The following is a 21,042-nucleotide window of genomic DNA, read 5'->3' on the forward strand; positions in this document are numbered from 1 at the left end:
CACGCGGACGCGGTCGGCGACCACGCGGCCGTCGACACCGATGGTGTTGCCGACGATATCGTTGTTGAGCATGGCCGCGACGTTCCAGCCGCGCGCCTTTGCCGTGCTGGCGAGCAACTGGCCGCCAAACAGTCCCTGTTCCTCGCCCGACAGCGCCGCATAGACGATCGTCGCGTCATGCCGCTCGCGGGACAATATCCGTGCCGCTTCCAGCACAAGTGCCACGCCCGACGCATCGTCGTTCGCGCCGGGAGCGTCGCTGGTCGCGTCCATCACGTCGGTGACGCGGCTGTCGATGTGCCCGGCGACGATGACGACATGGCGCGGGTCGCCAGTGCCCTTCTGAATGCCCAACACGTTGACGATGTCGACTCCCTGCGGTGCACGGTCGTTCTGGAATTGGGCGTGCGGCCGCTCGACGACGATGCAGCCGCCGCAGGTCTTGCCGATACGAAGGAATTCGTCGGCCACCCACTTCCGCGCCGCGCCAATGCCGCGCTGCGGATCGGTGGCCGAGGACAGGGTATGCCTAGTTCCAAAGCTGACAAGCTTTGCGACCGAAGCCCTCAGCGCGGCGGGATCGGGCGCGGGGGCGGCGGCGATCAGCAGGAGTGCGGGCAGGGATAGCAATGATTTCATGATGATGGTTTCCATTCAGCTCAGCCGGTCCAGCGCCTCGCGGTCGAGCGAGCCCGGCACGATCATCAACGGACATGGCAGGCTGCCGGACTCAGCGCCGGCAAAATGGGCGATCAGGGGGCCGGGCGCACCCGGGGCCGCGCCCAGCACGAGCGCGCCGATGTCGGGGCTTTCGTGGATGGTGGCGAGGATCAGCGCGACCGGATCACCCGCCTTGACGACGATTGTCGGCGTGATTCCGGCTTCGGCAACGATGGTTCCGGCAGCGCGATGGACAACGGCCTCCGCTGACTCGCGCGCCTCGGCCTCGAGCGTCGCCTGCACGCCACCGAATGCCACGAACTCGATGGGCGGGATCAGCGCAAGAATCATGACGCCGCCTCCGGTCTTGGCGGCACGGCGCGCGGCGAAGCGCAGGGCAATCTCTGCCTCAGGGGTTTCGTCGATGACGACGAGGTAGGTGCGCATGGACAGGTCCTCTTTTCCAGCGAAACTGCGTCAACGGCACGAATTGCACAAGAGCAGCGCTTGACCCTACGGCTCGCCTGCCCGATTGACGGCCGAATACTCAACGGTGACCGCAAAGGACCGAGGACGACCATGCCCATCGAGCTTAAAATGCCAGCCCTGTCACCGACGATGGAAGTGGGGACGCTTGCCAAGTGGATGGTCAAGGTCGGCGATGTCGTGAAATCGGGCGACCTGCTGGCCGAGATCGAGACCGACAAGGCGACGATGGAATTCGAGGCGGTGGACGAGGGGACGATCTCTGAAATCTCGGTTGCCGAGGGAACCGAAGTCGCGGTCGGCACCGTCATCGCGATGATCGCGGGCGAGGGGGAGGGTGCCAAGCCTGCTCCTGCTCCCACTCCTGCGCCCGCGCCCGCCAGGAAAGAGGACGCCGCTCCTGCGGCCAAGGCCGAGGCTGCTCCCGCTCCGGCGCAGGTGTCCGCGCCAGCAAAATCGAGTGATCGGGTCATCGCCTCGCCGCTGGCCAAGCGGTTGGCGGCGGCAAAGGGTGTCGACATTTCAGGCCTCACCGGGACAGGCCCCAGCGGGCGAATCGTCAAGGCCGATGTCGAGGGCGCGACGCCGGGCGCTGCACCAGCCGGCGCGGCTGAGGTGGCGGTAGCGACTGCAGCTCCGGTTGCCCGACCGACGACGCCTGCGCCCGCGCCCGCGCCTGCGGCGATCGGCGACATCCCGCATGAGACCGTCAAGCTGTCCGGGATGCGCAAGACAATCGCCCGCCGCCTGACCGAATCGAAGCAGCAGGTTCCGCACATCTACCTGACCGTCGACATCCGCCTCGACGCGCTGTTGAAGCTGCGCGGCGAACTGAACGGAGCGCTGACGGCGCGCGGCGTCAAGTTAAGCGTCAACGATATGCTGATCAAGGCGCTGGCCCTGTCGCTGGTCGAAGTGCCCGCGTGCAATGTCAGCTTTGCCGGGGATACTCTCATCCAATATTCGCGTGCGGACATTGCGGTCGCTGTCTCGATCTCTGGTGGATTGATCACCCCGATCATCGTCGGTGCCGAATCAAAGGCGATGTCGGCTATTTCGATCGAGATGAAAGAACTCGCCGACAAGGCAAAAACCGGCAAACTGCAGCCGCATGAATATCAGGGCGGCACGGCGAGCATTTCCAACATGGGCATGTTCGGCATCAAGAACTTCGACGCCGTCATCAATCCGCCCCAGGCGATGATCATGGCAATTGGGGCTGGCGAAAAGCGGCCCTATATCGTCGATGATGCGCTGGCCATCGCAACGGTCATGTCGGCGACAGGATCGTTCGACCATCGCGCGATTGACGGTTCGGATGGCGCGCAATTCATGAGGGCGTTCAAGACGTTGGTGGAGAATCCGTTGGGGTTGGTTGCATAGAAGACGACCCCTCACCCTCCCACCGCCGAGTGGCGTTGGGGCCCTCCCACTCCCGCAAGGGGAGAGGGGCTTGGAGAAATTATGGCTGACCAATACGACCTTATCATCCTTGGCTCCGGTCCCGGTGGCTATGTTGCCGCGATCCGTGCGAGCCAGTTGGGCATGAAAGTCGCCATCGTCGAGCGCGAGCGGCTGGGTGGCATATGCCTTAATTGGGGCTGCATCCCGACCAAGGCGCTGCTGCGGACCTCGGAAATCTATCATTACATGCAGAACGCCAATGCCTATGGGCTGTCGGCGACCAATGTTGGTTTCGACCTGAGCAAAATCGTCGACCGCAGTCGCAAGGTTGCGGGCACGCTCAACGCGGGCGTCAAGGGGTTGATGAAGAAGAACAAAGTCACGGTGGTCGAGGGCGTCGGCAAACTGACCGCGCCGGGCAAGCTGTCGGTCGCGAGGGGCGACCAGACCACCGAACTGGAAGCCAGAAACATCATCGTCGCAACGGGCGCGCGGGCGCGCGACCTGCCGTTTGCCAAGGCCGACGGCAAGCGCATCTGGACCTATCGTCACGCCATGGTCCCGCCCGAAATGCCTACGAAGTTGCTGGTCATCGGATCGGGCGCCATCGGCGTCGAGTTCGCGTCCTTTTATTCGGACATGGGGGCCGATGTGACGATCGTCGAAATGCTCGACCGCGTGCTGCCGGTCGAGGATGTCGAGGTCAGCCAGTTCATGCACAAGGCGCTGACCAAGCAGGGCATGAAACTGCTCGTGTCGACCGGCGTGCAGAAACTGGACACGACCGCAGATGGCGTGACGGTCGAGCTGAAAGCCGCTGATGGCACGGTTTCGACCGAGACCTTCAGTCACGCGATCGTCGCGATCGGCATCGTTCCCAACACCGAGGATATCGGGCTGGAGGCTTTGGGCGTCGCGACCAATCGCGGGCATATCGTCGTCGATGGCTATGCTGCGACCAACGTGCCCGGCGTTTTTGCCATCGGTGACGTAACCGGCCCGCCGTGGCTGGCGCACAAGGCAAGTCACGAGGGCATCGTCTGCGTCGAGGCCATTGCTGGCCTGAACCCGCACAAGTTCGAAACCTGGAACATCCCAGGCTGCACTTATTCACGGCCACAGGTTGCCAGCGTCGGGATGACCGAGTCGGCGGCGAAGGCGGCCGGGCACGAGTTGAAAGTTGGGAAGTTCCCGTTCATCGGCAACGGCAAGGCGATTGCGCTGGGCGAGGCCGAGGGGTTTGTGAAGACCGTATTCGACGCCAAGACCGGCGAGTTGCTGGGCGCGCACATGGTCGGGGCCGAAGTCACCGAACTGATCCAGGGTTATGTGGTCGCGCGCCAGCTGGAAACGACCGAGGAGGCGCTGATGGAAACGGTGTTCGCGCATCCGACCCTGAGCGAGATGATGCACGAAAGCGTGCTGGGCGCTTATGGACGGGCGATCCATTTTTAATCGGTTTGGCGGCTTCCTTGGAGGGTGCGTGCGTGTAAGGTTGGCGCCACGAACCAGAGGGAACTCCATGCGACTGATCCTGACGGCGCTTGCCGCGCTGACCCTGACGACCGCCGCTGCCACCGCTGAAACCGTGGCGATCAGCGCCGACCATATGATCGACGTGCTGGCGGGACGCACGACCGACAAGCCGCTTGTCATCGTGACCGACGGACGGATCACCGCCGTCGGAATTCAGGGGACGATGGCTGTCCCGGCTGGCGCGCGGGTTGTGGACCTGGCCGGGCGCACGATCCTGCCGGGGCTGATCGACATGCACGTTCATCTGACCTCGCTCGCTGAGGTCGGCGGATATCAGGGGCTGCGCTATACCGACAGTTTCTGGAGCGCGGTGGGGGTCGCCAACGCCAGGAAAACGATTGATGCGGGCTTTACAAGTGTGCGCAATGTCGGAGCGGACCAGTTCCAGGACGTGGGCCTGCGACAGGCGATCGACGGCGGTTTCGTGGTCGGGCCGCGCATGACGACGGCGGGCTATGCGATCGGTGCGACGGGCGGGCATTGCGATGTCGGGGGGCTGCCGCCCTCAATGGACAAGGTCCAGCCATCAATCATCAATTCACCCGACGAGGCGCGCGCCAAGGTGCGGTGGCTGCATAAATACGGTGCCACCGTCATTAAGATTTGCGCGACCGGCGGCGTATTCTCGCTAGGCGACAGCGTCGGCGGCCAGCAATTGAGCTTGGAGGAAATGAAAGCCATCGCCGACGAAGCGCATATGCTGGGCCTGCGGGTTGCGGCGCACGCGCATGGCAATGACGGTATCAGGACCGCGATTCTGGCGGGCATCGACACGATCGAGCATTGTTCGCTGGCCGACGATGCGACGATCAAGCTGGCGGCCCAGCATAAGACCTGGTTCGACATGGATATCTACAACGACGATTATATTCTTGCGACCGGAACCGCGAACGGCACCGAGCAGGAGAGCCTGGACAAGGAAAAGCTGATCGGGCGGTTGCAGCGCGAGACGTTCCGCAAGGCGGTCCGGGCGGGCGTGCCGATGATCTTCGGCACCGATGCAGGGGTTTATCCGCATGGTGACAATGGCAAGCAGTTCGCCAAGATGGTCGAATGGGGAATGACCCCGATGCAGGCCATCCAGGCGGCGACCAGATCCGCCGCCGAAGCACTGGGCAAGACGGGCGACGTGGGTGCCATCGCAGTCGGTCGGTTCGGCGACATCGTGGCGGTGACCGGCGACCCGATTGCCGACATCAGGCAATTGGAACGCGTCGATACCGTTATCAAGGGCGGCGTGGTCGTCAAAGGCGGCAAGTGACAGGTCGGGTTTCCAAAAGCGGCTGGTGGGGCCTTGCGCTGATCGTCGCGTCGCTGGCACTCGGGATCGCCGCGACCGGCGGCTATCTGACGGGGTTCGACCGGCCGGTGTTTCAGGCACTGGCGCTGACCCGCGCGCATTCGTCGGGGTGGACGATCGCGGTTGCGCAGGCGTTCAGTTGGTTGGGGTCGGCGTCGGTCCGGTCGGTGTATATCCTGCCTGCGCTACTGGTGCTGGCGATGCGGCACCATTGGCGCGACATCCTGCTGTTCGTGGTGGTGATCGCGCTGACCGTGTTCAGCGATACGGCGTTGAAAGAAGTTTTCGGGCGCGTCCGGCCGGCACTGGTGCCCTGGCTCGATAATCCGGCCAACCTGTCCTATCCCAGCGGCCATTCGGCAAATTCCATGGTCGTGCTGTTGTTGTCGGCGCTGCTGATCGCAGACCGACGGCTGGTCGGGGCGGCGATCGCGCTGGCGGCGGCGGTCGGCATTTCGCGGGTTTCGCTGGGGGTGCACTGGCCAAGCGATGTTGTCGGCGGCTGGATGTTCGGTGGCGGTGCGGCGCTGGTGGGAGCCAGCCTGTCGCGGCGGACCCAAACGCGCCCCACGAGCGTAGGGTCGGCATGAAACCCGGAAACACCCGCGTGCTGATCGTCGCGCTCGCAGCCAACCTCGGCATAGCCATCGCCAAATTCGGGGCGGCGGCGCTGACGGGATCGTCGGCCATGCTGACCGAGGGCGTCCACAGCCTGGTCGATTCCACCAACCAGTTGCTGCTGCTTTATGGGCAGAAGCGCTCGGTCAAGGCGCCCGATTCACGCCATCCGGGCGGCTATGGCCGGGAATTGTATTTCTGGAGCTTCGTGGTTGCGCTGCTGGTGTTCGCATTGGGGGCGGGCGTCTCGGTCTACGAGGGCATCTTGCACATGCTTGATCCCGAACCGGCGGCCGATCCGTTAATAGCCTACGGCGTGTTGCTGGTCGCTTTCGTGCTCGAGGGTGGTTCGACGTTCGCCGCGTTCAAGGAGTTCGACGGTGCGCGCCAAGGCAAGAGCTGGTGGCAGGCGCTGACGGGGACCAAGGACGCAACGCTGGTGATCGTGCTGCTCGAAAACGGCGCGGCGATGGCCGGGCTGGTGGTCGCGGGCGTCGGACTGGCGTTGGCGCAAGTCACCGGCAACCCGCATTTCGACGGCGCGGCCTCCATCGTGATCGGCTTGCTGCTGGGCATGGTCGCGATATTTCTGGCGCGCGAGGCCAAGGGGCTGTTGATCGGCGAGGCAGCCGACCCGGCATTAGTGATGGGTCTGCGCGAGGCAGCCTCGCGGGCCGGGGTGATGCGGGTGGGCGAAGTCATCACGGTCCACAATGCGCCCGACCAGATCGTCGCGGCCATGAGCGTGGACTTCGACAACCGCATTTCGGCAGGCGAGGTCGAGCGGATCATTGCGGCGATCGAGGCTGATGTCGGGAAGCAGTTCCCGGCGGTGACGCGGCTTTATATCCGGCCGGTGGAGATCGAACCGGGGTCGTTGCGCCGATAGACGAGGCGAAAGCGGTCGGCTCCGGTGCGCAACTTCAGGACCAGATGGTAATCGCGTGCCAATGCCCGATCCAGCGCCGCCTGCGTCGCCTGATTCCGCAACCAGAAAAGCGGGCGGTCGCTGACGACGGCATCGGGATGCTGGGCCATGATGCGGTTGACCTCCGCGACCGGGTCGACCCCCAGCGCAGGCGCATCGGTCGCCGTGTTCAGGTGGCCTGGAAAAGCGAACCGGGTTAGCAGGCAGGAATTCGTCAACAGATAGAGCGCCGGGAAACCGTCGTGCACATACAGGCAATGGGGAACCGGACCGATCGCCGCCATCATGGCCTTGCCTTCGGCCGGGCCACCCTTTTGCCACTGATAGACCCCCAGCAGGATCTGGCCTGAAACAGCGCCGACGATGAGCAGCGTGACCGTCAAGCGACGAAACTTTTGCGCAGCGGGTGCAGCGATAACCATCAGCGGCAACACCAGTGCGATGCAGTAATGCGGGCTGAAGCGGTTGAAGATCATCACGGCAGTCAGCGCGCAGACGAACCAGATGCGACAGAAGGCCAGTACCCCGTTCGGTTCGTCCCGCCGCCAGCGGGTCGCAAAGGCGGCCGCAAGGGGGATCAGCAATATACCCATGCATGTCGCCAGGTCTCCCATGCGGTCGAGGAACGGGGCATTACCCTGGCGGAAGATCGAGATGAAATTGGCGAAGATATACGCGTCGAGGTGCCCAATCCGCGCATAGACGGCGATTGCGACGAGTGTGGGGATCAGAGCGATCAGCGCCCAGCAGAAAGCGAAACCGCACAACCGAAGCAGGCTGCGGTCGGTCCGCCACGCCGCCAGTAGGAGGTAGCAGGCAAAGAAAATACCTTCGAACGCGACTGTGTATTTAATCTGGATCGCCAGACCGACCAGCGCCATGGCCAGCACGCCGCGCAAGAACAGCGAAATCCGCGACGCCGACCCGCCATCGAGCGCGATCAGCGCTGCCAGCGCCATTGGGAGATTGTAGAAAACCGACGACTGCCCGCCTTCTCCCTGCAGCAGTCCCGCCCAAATAATGTATCCGATCGCCGCTGCCCAGGCGCCAAAACCATCGGCTTTCAGACGAACTGCCAGCGTCCGGACAAGTGCCGCCGTAGCCGCGACGACCGCGGTGGCCACGAGTTGGTAAGCAAGGACATTTTCTCCGAGCGTCGCCCGGATCGCATAATAGATCACGAACAACCCGACCGGCTTGCGATCCCAGATATCGACATAGGGAATGGCGCCATGAAACATTCGGTCGCCAACGAGCCGATAGAATTGCTCATCGAACTCGACGAAGGGATTGCCGAACGTGTAGGCGCGCAGGATCACCGCGATTACGAACAGCAGAAGGAACGTTGGTAGTGGCGCGGTCGGCAACCGCCGTTCGATGTCGCTCAACGCTTGCGCCAAGTCAGCACCGACGACGCCGCGAAGTTCCAGACCGATCCGACCGCTGCACCGGCAACACCCGCCAGCCACCAGCTATAATGGCTGTTGAACGCAATCGACCCGACTCCGACATTGGCAATCGCCCCGATCCCGCAGACCGCGTAAAAGCTGATCAGGCCCCACACCCAAGCGGCCCCCTTCAGGCGACGGTCGCGATAGGTGAGCGTGTTATTGAGCACGAAATTGAATGAGATCGCGCCGACCACCGCAATCGCCATGGCGGTGCTGAAGCTAGCTCCAAAACCAAGCCCGATGCGGAGCAAGCCGAGATGCACGAGCAGCCCGAGCGCACCGACCAACCCGAACATCAGCAACCGGGCGGGGATCCAGCGGCCGATGCTCTTGTCGGCCAGCATAAGCGCGAAATCGACGGCGACGGTGCTGTCGAGTTTGCTGGTTCCCGCATTGCGCGTGCGGAAGGTGAAGGGCAATTCGACGATCTTCAGCGGCTGCGGGGCCGAGACGAGCAGGTCGAGCAGGATCTTGAAGCCCATGCTCGACAGTTTGGGGAGCGCCGCAATGACAAGCTCGCGTCGGATTGCGAAAAAGCCACTCATCGGGTCGGCGACATCGACCTTCAGCAGGCGTTTCGATAGGGTGGTGGCGACGCGGCTGCCCCGCGCGCGGGTCGCGTTCCAGTCGCCGACCGACCCGTCGGCAACATAGCGCGACCCAATGGCAACGTCCGCCGCGCCACTTGAGACGGCGGCGATCAGGCGGGGCAGGAGGCTCTCGTCATGCTGCATATCGGCGTCGATGACCGCCACGACCGGCGCCACGGTGGCAAGCGCACCTTCGACGACCGCGCTGGACAGGCCCCGCCTGCCGTAACGGCGGATCAGGCGAATATCGCGACGGTCGGTAGCGGCGACGGCAACGGCTTCGGGAGTGCCATCCGCCGACCAGTCATCGACGAAGATGATCTCGTAACGCGTGCCCGTCAGTGCCACGTCAAGTGCAAGCACCATCGCCGCGATATTGCCCGCTTCATTGAGGGTGGGGACGATGATCGCGACGTCGAGCGGCGCGGACGGCATCTGTGCAGGGTTATGTTGAAGGACGTTCATAGGCATAGCGGCTTCGCATAGGGGCGGGCGGTGCGGTTCGCAATCGCACGCTGCGCAATGTTGACCCACTTCGACTCCTGCGTTAAGGGCCACCCTCGCTTCGCACGACCCCTTTGCGAGTCTGGCGAGACGAAAGCTTGAACATTGCCGATGCGTGATGGGCCTGGGGGGCAGTTGCCACCCGGCTTAAACGCGTTCCCGGCAAAGTAACCGCAATGAAAAGGTGAAGGCTTCAAATGCCGACGATTAACCAGTTGATCCGCAAAGGTCGCGACCCGCAGAAGGCCAAGTCCAAGGTCCCTGCGATGGAAGCAAATCCGCAGAAGCGGGGCGTTTGCACGCGCGTCTACACGACGACCCCGAAAAAGCCGAACTCCGCGCTTCGCAAGGTGGCCAAAATCCGTCTGACTAACCAGCGCGAAGTCATCAGCTATATTCCGGGTGAAGGTCACAACCTGCAGGAGCATTCGGTCGTGCTGATCCGTGGTGGTCGTGTTCGCGATCTTCCCGGTGTGCGCTACCACGTCCTGCGCGGTGTCCTGGATACCCAGGGTGTCAAGAATCGCAAACAGTCACGTTCCAAGTACGGCGCCAAGCGTCCGAAGTAAGCCGCCGGTTTTTGCTGGCATTGAAGGCTGAAGTTTAGAAGGAAATTGAAATGGCACGTCGTCGTCGTCCCGAAAAGCGGGAAATCCTGCCTGATCCACGCTTTGGCGATCAGGTTCTGTCGAAATTCATGAACAGCGTCATGCTGGACGGCAAGAAAGCCGTTGCCGAGAACATCGTTTACAGCGCGATGGAAACCGTCGAAGCGCGCGCCAAGCGCGATCCGATCGGTGTGTTCCACGATGCGTTGAACAACGTGAAGCCCGGCATCGAGGTCCGTTCGCGCCGCGTCGGTGGTGCCACTTACCAGGTGCCTGTCGAAGTGCGTACGGAGCGTTCGCAGGCACTGGCCATTCGTTGGCTCATCACGGCGGCGCGTGCGCGGTCGGAGCACACGATGTCGGCACGTCTCTCGGGTGAATTGATGGACGCCGCGAACAATCGCGGTAACGCCGTCAAGAAGCGCGAAGACACGCATCGGATGGCAGAAGCCAACCGCGCCTTCTCGCATTACCGCTGGTAGTCACTATATAATTCGAAGCCGGGTTGTCATGGCCCGGCTTTCACTTTTTCCGGAGTTACCGTCATGGCCCGCAGCCATCCGCTCAGCATGTATCGCAATATCGGCATCATGGCGCACATCGACGCCGGCAAGACGACGACGACAGAGCGGATTCTGTACTACACCGGCAAGTCCTACAAGATCGGCGAAGTGCATGAAGGCACCGCGACGATGGACTGGATGGAGCAGGAGCAGGAGCGCGGGATCACGATCACCAGCGCCGCCACGACGTGCTTCTGGAACGATCACCGCATCAACATCATCGACACGCCGGGCCACGTCGATTTCACAATCGAAGTCGAGCGTTCGTTGCGCGTCCTCGATGGTGCGGTCGCTTGTTTCGACGGCGTTGCCGGTGTCGAGCCGCAGTCCGAGACCGTCTGGCGCCAGGCCGACAAATATAAAGTGCCGCGCATGTGCTTCGTCAATAAGCTCGATCGCACCGGCGCGAATTTTGAGCGTTGCGTTGCCATGATCAAGGATCGCCTGGGCGCGCGTCCTGCTGTCTTGTATCTGCCGATCGGTATCGAGGGCAGCTTTAAGGGCCTCGTTGATCTGGTCGAGAACCGCGCGATTATCTGGCTTGAGGAATCGCTGGGCGCGAAGTTCGAATATCAGGACATTCCGGCAGAGCTCGCCGATGCCGCAGCGACCGCTCGTTCGGAACTGATCGAGATGGCCGTCGAGCAGGACGACGATATCATGGAAGCCTATCTGGAAGGCACCGAGCCCGACACCGCGACGCTTAAAGCGCTGATCCGCAAGGGCACGCTGGCATTTGCGTTCGTTCCGGTGCTGTGCGGTTCGGCTTTCAAGAACAAGGGTGTCCAGCCTTTGCTCGACGCCGTTGTCGACTATCTGCCGTCGCCGCTCGACGTTCCAGCCGTACAAGGCACAAAGCTTGACGGTGAGACGGTCGAATCGCGCGAGACCAACGACGAGGCACCGTTCTCGGCGCTGGCGTTCAAGGTGATGAACGATCCCTTCGTCGGTACGCTGACCTTTGCCCGCATCTATTCGGGCAAGTTGGATACGTCTTCGATCGTGTTGAACTCGGTCAAGGACAAGAAGGAAAAGGTCGGCCGCATGCTGTTGATGCACGCCAACGACCGTGAGGACATTCAGGTGGCCTATGCAGGCGATATTGTCGCACTCGCCGGCCTAAAGGACACGACGACGGGTGAGACCTTGTGCGCGCTGAACGCACCGATCATCCTTGAGCGCATGGAGTTTCCGGACCCCGTCATCGAAGTTGCCGTGGAGCCAAAGACCAAGGCCGACCAGGAAAAGATGGGCATCGCGCTCAATCGCCTGGCCCGCGAGGATCCTTCGTTGCGCGTTTCGACCGATCACGAATCGGGCCAGACGATCATCAAGGGTATGGGTGAGCTTCACTTGGAGATCACCGTCGATCGCATGCGTCGTGAGTTCAAGGTCGAGGCCAACGTCGGTGCGCCTCAGGTCGCCTATCGCGAGTATCTCGGCAAGACGGTCGACATCGATTATACTCACAAGAAGCAGTCGGGGGGTTCGGGCCAGTTCGGTCGCGTCAAACTGACTTTGGTCCCCGGCGAGCGTGGCACCGGTGTGCTGTTCTTCGACGAGGTCAAGGGCGGAAATATTCCCAAGGAATATATCCCGTCGGTTGAAAAGGGTATGCGCGAAATCGCTAACACCGGATCGCTCATCGGTTTCCCGATCATCGATTTTGAAATCCATCTGACCGACGGCGCCTACCATGATGTCGATTCGTCGGCGTTGGCGTTTGAAATCACCGGACGTGCCGCGATGCGCGAAGGTGCCCAAAAGGCTGGCATCAAGTTGCTCGAGCCGATCATGAAGGTCGAAGTCGTTACCCCGGAAGATTATCTGGGCGACGTCATCGGCGACATGAATTCACGGCGCGGGCAGATCCAGGGCACCGACAGCCGCGGTAACGCCCAGACCGTTGAGGCGATGGTGCCGCTGGCCAACATGTTCGGCTACGTCAACCAGTTGCGCTCATTCACGCAGGGACGTGCACAATACAGCATGGAATTTTCGCATTACGAGGAAGTTCCGACCAACGTTGCTGAAGAAATCAAAGCGAAGCTGGCATAATCGTAAAATTGTCATTATGGGCCACGCCGCACCGGCGCGGCGCGCCCGCAGATATTTGAAAAACGAAGGTAGGAAATCATGGCAAAAGCAAAGTTCGAGCGGACCAAGCCGCATTGTAACATCGGCACCATCGGTCACGTCGATCATGGCAAGACATCGCTGACGGCTGCGATCACGAAAGTGCTTGCGGAGACCGGCGGCGCGACTTTCACTAGCTATGCCAACATCGACAAAGCTCCCGAAGAGCGCGAGCGCGGCATCACCATTTCGACCGCACACGTCGAATATGAAACCGCGGCACGTCACTATGCGCACGTCGATTGCCCGGGCCATGCCGATTATGTGAAGAACATGATCACGGGCGCGGCGCAGATGGATGGCGGCATTTTGGTTGTGTCCGCGACTGATGGCCCAATGCCACAGACTCGCGAGCACATTCTGCTCGCGCGCCAGGTCGGCGTTCCCCAGCTCGTCGTGTTCATGAACAAGGTCGATCTGGTCGATGACCCGGAAATCCTGGAACTTGTCGAGATGGAGATCCGCGAGCTGCTCTCAAAGTATGATTTCGATGGCGACAACATCCCCATCATCCAGGGTTCGGCGGTTTGTGCGCTCGACGACAAGCAGCCTGAGATCGGCCATGATGCCGTTCTTCGCCTGATGGAGGCTGTCGACAGCTGGATTCCACAGCCTGCTCGCCCGCTCGACAAGCCATTCCTGATGCCAATCGAGGATGTATTCTCGATCTCGGGTCGTGGTACGGTTGTGACGGGTCGCGTCGAGACTGGCATCGTCAAGGTCGGTGAAGAAGTGGAGATCGTCGGTCTGAAGGATACCAAGAAGACCGTCGTGACCGGCGTCGAGATGTTCCGCAAGCTGCTGGATCAGGGCCAGGCCGGCGACAACATCGGCGCGCTGATCCGCGGTGTTGGCCGTGAAGAAGTCGAGCGTGGCCAGGTTCTTTGCAAGCCCGGCTCGATCAAGCCGCACACCGAGTTCCAGTCGGAAGTCTATGTTCTGTCGAAGGACGAGGGTGGCCGTCACACGCCGTTTTTCGCAAACTATCGTCCGCAGTTCTACTTCCGTACGACCGACGTGACCGGTGAAGTTGTCCTGCCTGAAGGCACTGAAATGGTCATGCCAGGCGACAACGTCCAGCTGGGCGTCAAACTCATCGCGCCGATCGCGATGGAGCAGGGGCTGCGCTTCTCAATCCGCGAGGGCGGCCGCACGGTCGGCTCCGGGGTTGTGGCTTCGATCACGAAGTAATATACGCGCTACCAAGCCGCTCGACTCTTACCAGGGTCGGGCGGTTTGCTATTTATGTAAGCCCGAATAATCGGGTCGGCTCTTTCGTATCGGTATGGACATGGAAACGCAGAATATCCGCATTCGCCTGAAGGCATTCGATCATCGTGTGCTCGATCAGGCCACTGGCGATATTGCCGATACGGCAAAGCGCACAGGCGCTCTCATCCGTGGTCCAATTCCATTGCCCACGCGCATCGAGAAATTCACCGTGAACCGCGGTCCGCACATCGACAAGAAGTCGCGCGAGCAGTTCGAAGTCCGCACCTACAAGCGTCTCTTGGATATCATTCAGCCGACCCCTCAGACGGTCGATGCTCTGATGAAGCTAGATCTGGCAGCAGGGGTAGACGTAGAGATACGTTTGGCCTAATAGCCTGTCTCCGCAGCGTTCCTCACGGATTCGCAAGCGGAGAGATTCGGGATACCGCCCAGCTTGCTGGGGTCTGCGTCCCCCGTCTCCTCCCACGGGAGGAACTAGCCCTGACGGGGACACGCATTTATATCTGGGGCTGAGGCAAGCCCGTAGGGAATAGTCCTTGCGGGCCTCTGTTGCATTTGAGGAGCATGGTCATGCGCACTGGCGTGATCGCGAAGAAAATGGGGATGACCCGCTTGTTCCAGGATGACGGTCGCCATGTGCCCGTCACCGTTCTGGCGCTTGAGAATAATCAGGTGATTTCCCAGCGCACTGCTGATCGTGACGGTTATGTCGCGGTTCAGGTCGGTGCTGGCACCGCGAAAGCCAAGAACGTTGCAAAACCACAGCGCGGTCACTTCGGTAAGGCCGAAGTCGAGCTGAAGGCGCGCGTTCATGAATTCCGAGTGTCGGAAGATGCCCTCGTCGATGTTGGCGCAGAAATCTCTGCGGACCATTTTGTCGCAGGGCAAATGGTTGATGTCACGGGTCACACGCAGGGCAAGGGCTTTCAGGGCGGCATGAAGCGCTGGAATTTCGGCGGTCTGCGCGCAACCCACGGTGTGTCGGTGTCTCACCGCTCGTTGGGTTCAACCGGACAGCGCCAGGATCCGGGCAAGGTTTTCAAGGGCAAGAAGATGGCCGGCCACATGGGCGACCGTCAGCGTACCCAGCAGAACCTCGAGATCGTATCGACCGACGTCGAACGCGGCCTGTTGTTCGTCAAGGGTTCGGTTCCTGGATCGAAGGGAACTTGGCTGATGGTCAAGGACGCGACGAAGATCGCGCGCCATGCTGATGCCCCTTATCCTGCATCGATCAAGACGGCTGCCAACGATGGCGCCAATACCGCAGCGGACACGCCTGCCGAAGTCGTGGTGACGACTGATGCTGCGACCGACGGCCAGGAGGGCTGATCATGAAACTGCAAGTTCAGACTCTCGACGGCGCCAAGTCGACCTCCGACGTTGAATTGAACGAGGACGTCTTTGGCCTTGAGCCACGCGCCGACATTCTTCACCGCGTTGTCGTCTGGCAGCTCGAGAAGCGTCGTGCCACCGCTCGTGGCACGCGCGAGCGTTCCGATGTCGCGCGGACCGGCAAGAAGTTCGGTAACCAGAAGGGTGGAGGTACTGCCCGTCACGGTAACCGTCGCGCACCAACTTTCATCGGTGGTGGTAAAGCGCATGGTGCACGTGTGCGTGACTTCAATCCATCGCTCAACAAGAAAATCCGCGCGATGGGCTTGAAAATGGCGCTGTCGTCAAAGATCAAGGATGGCACTCTGATCGTCATGGACAATCTGGCTGTCGAGAATGGCAAGACCAGGAACCTGTTTGCCAATCTGGCGAACTTGGGCTTCGGCAAGACCACTTTGGTGATTGACGGTGATGTCGTCGACACGAGCTTTGCGCTCGCATGCGGCAATATCCACACGATCAATGTCATGCCCGCAGTGGGCGCGAACGTTTACGACATTCTGAAAGCTGAAACGCTGGTCCTGACCCGCGCGGCAGTCGAAAAGCTGGAGGCGCGGTTCAATGGCTAAGTTTGGTCGGGCTGTTAAGCCCGTCAAAGCGGGCGCTGGCGTCGAGATACGTCACTACGACGTAGTCGTGGCCCCGTACATCACCGAGAAATCGACGATGATGAGCGAATACAACGCGGTTGTTTTCAAGGTTGCGAACGATGCCACCAAGCCGCAGATCAAGGCTGCGGTCGAGGCGCTGTTTGCTGTCACTGTGATGAAGGTGAATACCATCGTCCAGAAGGGCAAGATTAAGAAGTGGAAGGGCACGCCCTACACCCGCTCGGATTTCAAAAAGGCAATCGTGACGCTGGCCGCTGGCCAGTCAATCGACGTGACCACGGGAATTTAAGCCATGGCACTTAAGCATTATAACCCGACCAGCCCGGCTCGACGCGGACTCATCCTCGTCGACAAGTCGTCGCTGTGGAAGGGCAAGCCCGTCAAGATGCTTACCGAAGGTAAGCACAAGACCGGTGGTCGCAACAACAAGGGTCATGTGACGTCGCGCGGTATCGCGGGCGGTCACAAGCAGAGCTATCGCTTCATCGACTTCAAGCGTCGCAAATGGGACACTGAAGGCACGGTCGAGCGGCTCGAATACGACCCGAACCGCACCGCGTTCATCGCTCTCATCAATTATCCCGACGGCGAGCAGAACTACATTATCGCACCGCAGCGTCTGGCGGTCGGTGACAAGATCATCGCAGCCAAGAAAACCGACGTTAAGCCGGGCAATGCGATGGAACTGTCATCGGTTCCGGTCGGCACAATCGTCCACAACGTGGAAATGAAGCCAGGCAAGGGCGGTCAAATCTCTCGTTCGGCAGGCACCTATGTGCAGGTTGTCGGTCGCGATCGTGGCATGGTGATCGTTCGCCTGAATTCGGGTGAGCAGCGTTACATTCACGGCACGTGCATGGCGACGGTGGGCGCGGTATCCAATCCGGATAACGCGAACACGAACCTCGCCAAGGCTGGTCGCAATCGCTGGAAGGGTATCCGCCCGCTGACACGCGGTGTCGCAAAGAACCCGGTCGACCATCCGCACGGCGGTGGTGAAGGCCGGACCTCCGGTGGTCGTCACCCAGTGACGCCATGGGGCAAGCCGACCAAGGGTGCCCGTACCCGTTCGAATAAATCGACCGACAAGATGATCATCCGGTCGCGTCACGCCAAGAAGAAGAGGTAGTCATGGCCCGTTCCGTCTGGAAAGGTCCGTTCGTTGACCTGCATCTGCTGAAAAAAGCAGAAACCGCGCAGGATACGAACGCCCGCGCTCCGATCAAGACCTGGTCGCGTCGTTCGACGATTCTGCCGCAGTTCGTCGGTCTGACGTTCAGCGTCTACAACGGTCGTAAATTCGTTCCCGTATCGGTGAACGAAGATATGGTCGGCATGAAGCTCGGCGAGTTCGCTCCCACGCGCTATTTTCCCGGTCATGCTGCGGACAAGAAGGGCAAGCGCTGATGTCGAAGTCCGTCAACTCACGCCGCGTCGCCGATAATGAAGCGCTGGCAACTTCGACCGCGATCCGCGGTTCGGCCCAGAAACTTGGTCTGGTTGCAACCCTCATCCGCGGTCGCAAGGCCGGCGATGCGATGAACATCCTGAAGTTCTCGACCAAGGGCATGGCGATCGATGTTCGCAAGTGCCTGGCATCGGCTATCGCCAACGCCGAGAACAACCATAACCTGGATGTCGATGCGCTCGTCGTTGTCGAAGCCAGTGTCGGCAAGGGACTGTCGATGAAGCGTTTCGCAACCCGCGCACGCGGTCGTTCGACGCAGATCGTCAAGCCGTTCAGCCGTCTTCGTGTCGTGGTACGCGAAGTGCAGGAAGTGGAAGCCTAACATGGGTCAGAAATCAAATCCGATCGGGCTTCGGCTTCAGATCAACCGCACATGGGACAGCCGTTGGTACGCCGAGGGTAACGACTATGGTCGGTTGCTACTGGAAGACCTCCGAATTCGTATGCACATCTTCAAGTCGCTGCCACAGGCCGCGATATCGAAGGTTGTCATCGAGCGTCCTGCCAAGCTTTGCCGCATCTCGGTCTATGCTGCGCGCCCCGGCGTCATCATCGGCAAAAAGGGTGCGGACATCGAAAGGCTGCGTCAGACGATCAGCAAGATGACTTCTTCCGACGTGTCGCTGAACATCGTCGAGATCCGCAAGCCCGAAATCGACGCCAAGCTCGTCGCGCAGGGCGTTGCCGATCAGCTGGAGCGTCGTATCGCATTCCGTCGTGCCATGAAGCGTGCCGTTCAATCGGCGCTGCGTCTTGGTGCTGAGGGCATCCGGATCACCTGCGCGGGTCGTCTGGGTGGGGCCGAAATCGCACGGACCGAATGGTATCGTGAGGGTCGGGTTCCGCTGCACACGCTGCGCGCCCATGTCGATTATGCCGAGCATGAAGCACATACCGCCTATGGCGTGTGCGGCGTGAAGGTGTGGATTTTCAAGGGCGAGATCCTGGGTCACGATCCACTTTCGCAAGAACGGCTGATGATGGAAGCGCAAACTTCCGGCGTCCGTCCGGCTCGTTGAGGACAGATAGATGCTTCAACCAAAACGCACTAAATTCCGCAAAGCCTTCAAGGGTCGTATCAAGGGCGACGCAAAGGGCGGCACAGACCTGAACTTTGGCTCTTATGGGCTGAAGGCAATGGAGCCAGATCGTTTGACCGCTCGCCAGATTGAAGCGGCGCGCCGCGCGATCACGCGCCACATCAAGCGTCAGGGTCGTTTGTGGATCCGCATTTTTCCCGATGTGCCAGTTTCGGCAAAGCCTGCCGAAGTTCGCATGGGCAAGGGCAAGGGCTCGCCGGAGTATTGGGCCGCTCGTGTGAAGCCGGGTCGGATTTTGTTCGAACTGGACGGTGTTCCAGGCCCGATTGCGGCGATTGCGTTTAGCCGCGCGATGGAAAAGCTGCCGATCAAGACCAAGGTCGTTGCCCGCCTGGGTGACTTCTCTCACTTGGGAGCCAAATAAAATGGCCAAGATTGCCGACTTGACTGCGAAGACCAGCGATGAGCTGTCGTCGCAACTGGGCGAGCTGAAGCGCGAGGCGTTCAACCTCCGTTTTCAGGCTGCGACCAACCAGCTCGAAAAACCTTCGCGGGTGCGCGAAGTCCGCCGCACGATCGCACAGATCAAGACGCTTCAGACCGCGCGTGTCGCGGCTGAAGCGAAGTAAGGAAGACTAGAGATGCCAAAGCGCGTTCTCACCGGTGTCATCGTTTCCGACAAGGGAGACAAGACGGTGGTGGTCAATGTCGAGCGGAAGGTTAAGCACCCTCTGTACGGCAAGATCATTCGTCGCACCAAAAAATACCATGCCCATGACGAGGGCAATGTTTTCAAGCTTGGCCAGATCGTGCGCATCGAAGAGTGCAAGCCGCTGTCGAAGCTGAAGACCTGGATCGTGATCGACGGTAGCGGCGTTGCCGATACCGGCGTTGAAGACAACGCGTAAGGAAGGACTGAACCATGATTCAAATGCAGTCCAACCTGGACGTAGCCGATAACTCTGGCGCCAAGCGCGTGCAGTGCATCAAGGTCCTCGGTGGGTCGAAGCGTCGCTTTGCCGGTGTCGGCGATGTGATCGTCGTTTCCATCAAGGAAGCCGCTCCCCGTGGCAAAGTGAAGAAGGGTGATGTGCATCGTGCGGTCATCGTTCGCACGGCCAAGGACATCCATCGCGCTGATGGCTCGACGATTCGCTTTGACGGCAATGCTGCAGTGCTGGTGAACAAGAACGAGGAGCCGATCGGCACACGTATCTTTGGGCCAGTCTGTCGTGAGTTGCGCGCCAAGAATTACATGAAGATTATCTCGCTCGCTCCGGAGGTGCTGTAATGTCGGCGCTGAAGATTAAAAAAGGCGACAAAGTGGTGGTTCTGTCCGGCAAGGACAAGGGCAAACATGGTGAAGTGACCAAATCGTTCCCAAAGGACGGCAAGGTCGTCGTGTCGGGCGTGAACATCGCAACGCGTCATCGCAAGGCGAGCCAGGAGAACCCGCAGGGCGGTCTCGACCGGTTCGAAGCACCGATGCATGTTTCGAAGGTCGCGCTCGAAGACCCGAAGACGGGCAAGCCCACGCGCGTTCGTTTTGAAATTCAGGACGGCAAGAAAGTCCGGGTAGCAGTACGCTCCGGGGAGACGATCAATGGTTAAGGCAGCTGAACGCAGCAAGCCCCGCATGCAGGGCATTTATGACGAGCGCATTGTCAAGGCGATGACCGAGAAGTTCGGTTATACCAATACGATGCAGGTCCCACGTCTGGTGAAGATCGTGCTCAACATGGGTGTCGGCGATGCGACGCAGGACAAGAAGAAGGTCGACCAGGCCGCCGGCGAAATGGAATTGATCGCAGGCCAGAAGCCCGTCGTGACCAAGGCCAAGAAGTCGGTTGCTCAGTTCAAGCTGCGCGAAGGCATGCCAATCGGCTGCAAGGTTACCTTGCGTCGCGACCGGATGTATGAGTTTCTGGACCGCTTTATCACTATCGCGCTTCCTCGCGTACGCGACTTTCGTGGCCTGAATGACAAGAGCTTCGATGGCCGTGGCAATTATGCCTGCGGTATCAAGGAGCAGTTGATCTTCCCCGAAATCTCCTACGATCGGGTCGATACGATTCGCGGAATGGATGTAATCGTGGCGACAACGGCGACGACCGATGAAGAAGCGCGCGAGTTGCTTCGTCTGTTCGGCTTTCCGTTCCCGATTGAAGAAGCGGCTGCAGAAAAGAAGGCGGCATAAATCATGGCAAAGAAAAGTTCGATCAACAAGAACGAGAAGCGCAAGGCGATGGTGAAGCAATACGCTCCCAAGTTTGCAGCGCTTCGTGCCATCGCTGACGATAAGAACGCGGAAGACGGTGATCGCCTGATGGCGCGCCTGAAGATGTCGGCTCTGCCGCGCAACGCCAATCCGACGCGGGTTCGGAACCGGTGCGAAATCACCGGCCGCCCCCGCGCCTATTATCGCAAATTCCGCCTCTGTCGTATTCAGCTGCGTGATCTGGCCAATAAGGGCCTGATCCCCGGTGTTACGAAGTCGAGCTGGTAAGGGTT

28 protein-coding genes are annotated in these 21,042 nt (G+C 60.6%); 24 read left to right on the top strand and 4 right to left on the bottom strand.

Translation table 11 applies throughout. The annotated features are described in order from the left end of the window. The coding region (locus Q0R02_RS12320) for a M28 family peptidase (RefSeq protein ID WP_293883915.1) at positions 1 to 654 on the bottom strand (654 nt) is incomplete at its 3' end. After that, positions 655 to 1,107 carry a universal stress protein gene (locus tag Q0R02_RS12325; protein WP_293883917.1) on the bottom strand — a complete coding sequence of 151 codons (453 nt, stop codon included), beginning with the start codon at positions 1,105 to 1,107 and terminating at the stop codon, positions 655 to 657. A 132-nt stretch (positions 1,108 to 1,239) separates the two neighbouring features. Between Q0R02_RS12325 and Q0R02_RS12330 the strand changes: the two genes are divergently transcribed. The 5 genes from Q0R02_RS12330 to Q0R02_RS12350 all read left to right on the top strand — a co-directional run bounded on the left by Q0R02_RS12330 (position 1,240) and on the right by Q0R02_RS12350 (position 6,893). Beyond that, positions 1,240 to 2,529 (top strand): pyruvate dehydrogenase complex dihydrolipoamide acetyltransferase, encoded by a 1,290-nt coding sequence (locus Q0R02_RS12330; RefSeq protein WP_293883984.1) that lies wholly within the window; start codon positions 1,240 to 1,242, stop codon positions 2,527 to 2,529. An 81-nt stretch (positions 2,530 to 2,610) separates the two neighbouring features. Beyond that, complete coding sequence (gene lpdA / locus Q0R02_RS12335; RefSeq protein ID WP_293883919.1) at positions 2,611 to 4,005, top strand: dihydrolipoyl dehydrogenase; 1,395 nt, start codon at positions 2,611 to 2,613, stop codon at positions 4,003 to 4,005. Between the two features lie 67 nt (positions 4,006 to 4,072). Then, positions 4,073 to 5,347 carry an amidohydrolase family protein gene (locus tag Q0R02_RS12340; RefSeq protein ID WP_293883921.1) on the top strand — a complete coding sequence of 425 codons (1,275 nt, stop codon included), beginning with the start codon at positions 4,073 to 4,075 and terminating at the stop codon, positions 5,345 to 5,347. Continuing rightward, positions 5,344 to 5,976 carry a phosphatase PAP2 family protein gene (locus Q0R02_RS12345; RefSeq protein ID WP_293883923.1) on the top strand — a complete coding sequence of 211 codons (633 nt, stop codon included), beginning with the start codon at positions 5,344 to 5,346 and terminating at the stop codon, positions 5,974 to 5,976. Before Q0R02_RS12340 ends, Q0R02_RS12345 begins: the two co-directional genes overlap by 4 nt. Next, positions 5,973 to 6,893, top strand: coding sequence for a cation diffusion facilitator family transporter (locus Q0R02_RS12350; RefSeq protein WP_293883925.1), 921 nt, complete (start codon positions 5,973 to 5,975; stop codon positions 6,891 to 6,893). Before Q0R02_RS12345 ends, Q0R02_RS12350 begins: the two co-directional genes overlap by 4 nt. Here Q0R02_RS12350 and Q0R02_RS12355 read toward each other — a convergent pair. Together Q0R02_RS12355 and Q0R02_RS12360 are read right to left on the bottom strand one after the other, a co-directional pair. Continuing rightward, positions 6,848 to 8,320, bottom strand: coding sequence for a hypothetical protein (locus Q0R02_RS12355; protein ID WP_293883927.1), 1,473 nt, complete (start codon positions 8,318 to 8,320; stop codon positions 6,848 to 6,850). The genes Q0R02_RS12350 and Q0R02_RS12355 overlap by 46 nt on opposite strands. After that, the gene (locus Q0R02_RS12360; protein WP_293883929.1) at positions 8,317 to 9,438 is read right to left on the bottom strand and encodes a glycosyltransferase family 2 protein; all 1,122 of its coding nucleotides are present in this window, start codon (positions 9,436 to 9,438) and stop codon (positions 8,317 to 8,319) included. The genes Q0R02_RS12355 and Q0R02_RS12360 overlap by 4 nt, the downstream gene beginning before the upstream one ends. Positions 9,439 to 9,674: 236 nt before the next feature. Here Q0R02_RS12360 and rpsL point away from each other — a divergent pair, with 236 nt between their 5' ends. The 19 genes from rpsL (at position 9,675) to rpsN (ending at position 21,037) form a co-directional block, all read left to right on the top strand. Then, the gene (gene rpsL / locus Q0R02_RS12365; RefSeq protein ID WP_293883931.1) at positions 9,675 to 10,046 is read left to right on the top strand and encodes a 30S ribosomal protein S12; all 372 of its coding nucleotides are present in this window, start codon (positions 9,675 to 9,677) and stop codon (positions 10,044 to 10,046) included. 50 nt (positions 10,047 to 10,096) lie between these two features. Further along, positions 10,097 to 10,567 (top strand): 30S ribosomal protein S7, encoded by a 471-nt coding sequence (gene rpsG, locus Q0R02_RS12370; protein ID WP_121152715.1) that lies wholly within the window; start codon positions 10,097 to 10,099, stop codon positions 10,565 to 10,567. 63 nt (positions 10,568 to 10,630) lie between these two features. Beyond that, positions 10,631 to 12,706, top strand: coding sequence for an elongation factor G (gene fusA, locus Q0R02_RS12375; protein WP_293883934.1), 2,076 nt, complete (start codon positions 10,631 to 10,633; stop codon positions 12,704 to 12,706). A gap of 78 nt (positions 12,707 to 12,784) precedes the next feature. Further along, the gene (gene tuf / locus Q0R02_RS12380) at positions 12,785 to 13,975 is read left to right on the top strand and encodes an elongation factor Tu (RefSeq protein ID WP_293883936.1); all 1,191 of its coding nucleotides are present in this window, start codon (positions 12,785 to 12,787) and stop codon (positions 13,973 to 13,975) included. A gap of 100 nt (positions 13,976 to 14,075) precedes the next feature. Further along, positions 14,076 to 14,387 carry a 30S ribosomal protein S10 gene (gene rpsJ / locus Q0R02_RS12385; protein ID WP_293883937.1) on the top strand — a complete coding sequence of 104 codons (312 nt, stop codon included), beginning with the start codon at positions 14,076 to 14,078 and terminating at the stop codon, positions 14,385 to 14,387. Positions 14,388 to 14,587: 200 nt separating this feature from the next. Then, positions 14,588 to 15,349, top strand: a complete 762-nt coding sequence (gene rplC / locus Q0R02_RS12390; protein WP_293883938.1) for a 50S ribosomal protein L3 — start codon at positions 14,588 to 14,590, stop codon at positions 15,347 to 15,349. A 2-nt stretch (positions 15,350 to 15,351) separates the two neighbouring features. Further along, positions 15,352 to 15,981 (top strand): 50S ribosomal protein L4, encoded by a 630-nt coding sequence (gene rplD, locus Q0R02_RS12395; RefSeq protein WP_293883939.1) that lies wholly within the window; start codon positions 15,352 to 15,354, stop codon positions 15,979 to 15,981. Beyond that, positions 15,974 to 16,312, top strand: coding sequence for a 50S ribosomal protein L23 (locus Q0R02_RS12400; RefSeq protein WP_293883941.1), 339 nt, complete (start codon positions 15,974 to 15,976; stop codon positions 16,310 to 16,312). Before rplD ends, Q0R02_RS12400 begins: the two co-directional genes overlap by 8 nt. 3 nt (positions 16,313 to 16,315) lie before the next feature. Beyond that, positions 16,316 to 17,152, top strand: a complete 837-nt coding sequence (gene rplB, locus Q0R02_RS12405; RefSeq protein ID WP_293883943.1) for a 50S ribosomal protein L2 — start codon at positions 16,316 to 16,318, stop codon at positions 17,150 to 17,152. Between the two features lie 2 nt (positions 17,153 to 17,154). Further along, the gene (gene rpsS, locus Q0R02_RS12410; protein WP_121152710.1) at positions 17,155 to 17,430 is read left to right on the top strand and encodes a 30S ribosomal protein S19; all 276 of its coding nucleotides are present in this window, start codon (positions 17,155 to 17,157) and stop codon (positions 17,428 to 17,430) included. Next, on the top strand, positions 17,430 to 17,813 hold the full coding sequence (gene rplV, locus Q0R02_RS12415) for a 50S ribosomal protein L22 (protein ID WP_293883945.1): 384 nt from the start codon (positions 17,430 to 17,432) through the stop codon (positions 17,811 to 17,813). The genes rpsS and rplV overlap by 1 nt, the downstream gene beginning before the upstream one ends. Before the next feature lies 1 nt (position 17,814). Beyond that, positions 17,815 to 18,510, top strand: a complete 696-nt coding sequence (gene rpsC, locus Q0R02_RS12420; RefSeq protein ID WP_293883947.1) for a 30S ribosomal protein S3 — start codon at positions 17,815 to 17,817, stop codon at positions 18,508 to 18,510. A 10-nt stretch (positions 18,511 to 18,520) separates the two neighbouring features. After that, the gene (gene rplP / locus Q0R02_RS12425; protein ID WP_293883948.1) at positions 18,521 to 18,955 is read left to right on the top strand and encodes a 50S ribosomal protein L16; all 435 of its coding nucleotides are present in this window, start codon (positions 18,521 to 18,523) and stop codon (positions 18,953 to 18,955) included. Position 18,956: 1 nt separating this feature from the next. Then, positions 18,957 to 19,160: a 50S ribosomal protein L29 gene (rpmC, locus tag Q0R02_RS12430; protein WP_293883950.1), complete on the top strand. Its 204-nt coding sequence runs from the start codon at positions 18,957 to 18,959 to the stop codon at positions 19,158 to 19,160. 12 nt (positions 19,161 to 19,172) lie between these two features. Then, positions 19,173 to 19,439: a 30S ribosomal protein S17 gene (gene rpsQ, locus Q0R02_RS12435; protein WP_293883952.1), complete on the top strand. Its 267-nt coding sequence runs from the start codon at positions 19,173 to 19,175 to the stop codon at positions 19,437 to 19,439. Between the two features lie 14 nt (positions 19,440 to 19,453). Next, entirely contained in the window at positions 19,454 to 19,822 is a 369-nt protein-coding gene (rplN, locus tag Q0R02_RS12440) for a 50S ribosomal protein L14 (protein ID WP_121152704.1), read from the top strand. Further along, on the top strand, positions 19,822 to 20,142 hold the full coding sequence (gene rplX, locus Q0R02_RS12445) for a 50S ribosomal protein L24 (protein ID WP_121152703.1): 321 nt from the start codon (positions 19,822 to 19,824) through the stop codon (positions 20,140 to 20,142). Before rplN ends, rplX begins: the two co-directional genes overlap by 1 nt. After that, positions 20,135 to 20,728, top strand: a complete 594-nt coding sequence (gene rplE / locus Q0R02_RS12450; protein WP_293883957.1) for a 50S ribosomal protein L5 — start codon at positions 20,135 to 20,137, stop codon at positions 20,726 to 20,728. The genes rplX and rplE overlap by 8 nt, the downstream gene beginning before the upstream one ends. Positions 20,729 to 20,731: 3 nt before the next feature. Next, positions 20,732 to 21,037, top strand: a complete 306-nt coding sequence (gene rpsN, locus Q0R02_RS12455) for a 30S ribosomal protein S14 (protein WP_293883959.1) — start codon at positions 20,732 to 20,734, stop codon at positions 21,035 to 21,037. Positions 21,038 to 21,042 lie beyond the last annotated feature (5 nt).

Source organism: Sphingomonas sp. (assembly GCF_025353885.1).
Classification (GTDB): domain Bacteria; phylum Pseudomonadota; class Alphaproteobacteria; order Sphingomonadales; family Sphingomonadaceae; genus Sphingomonas_O.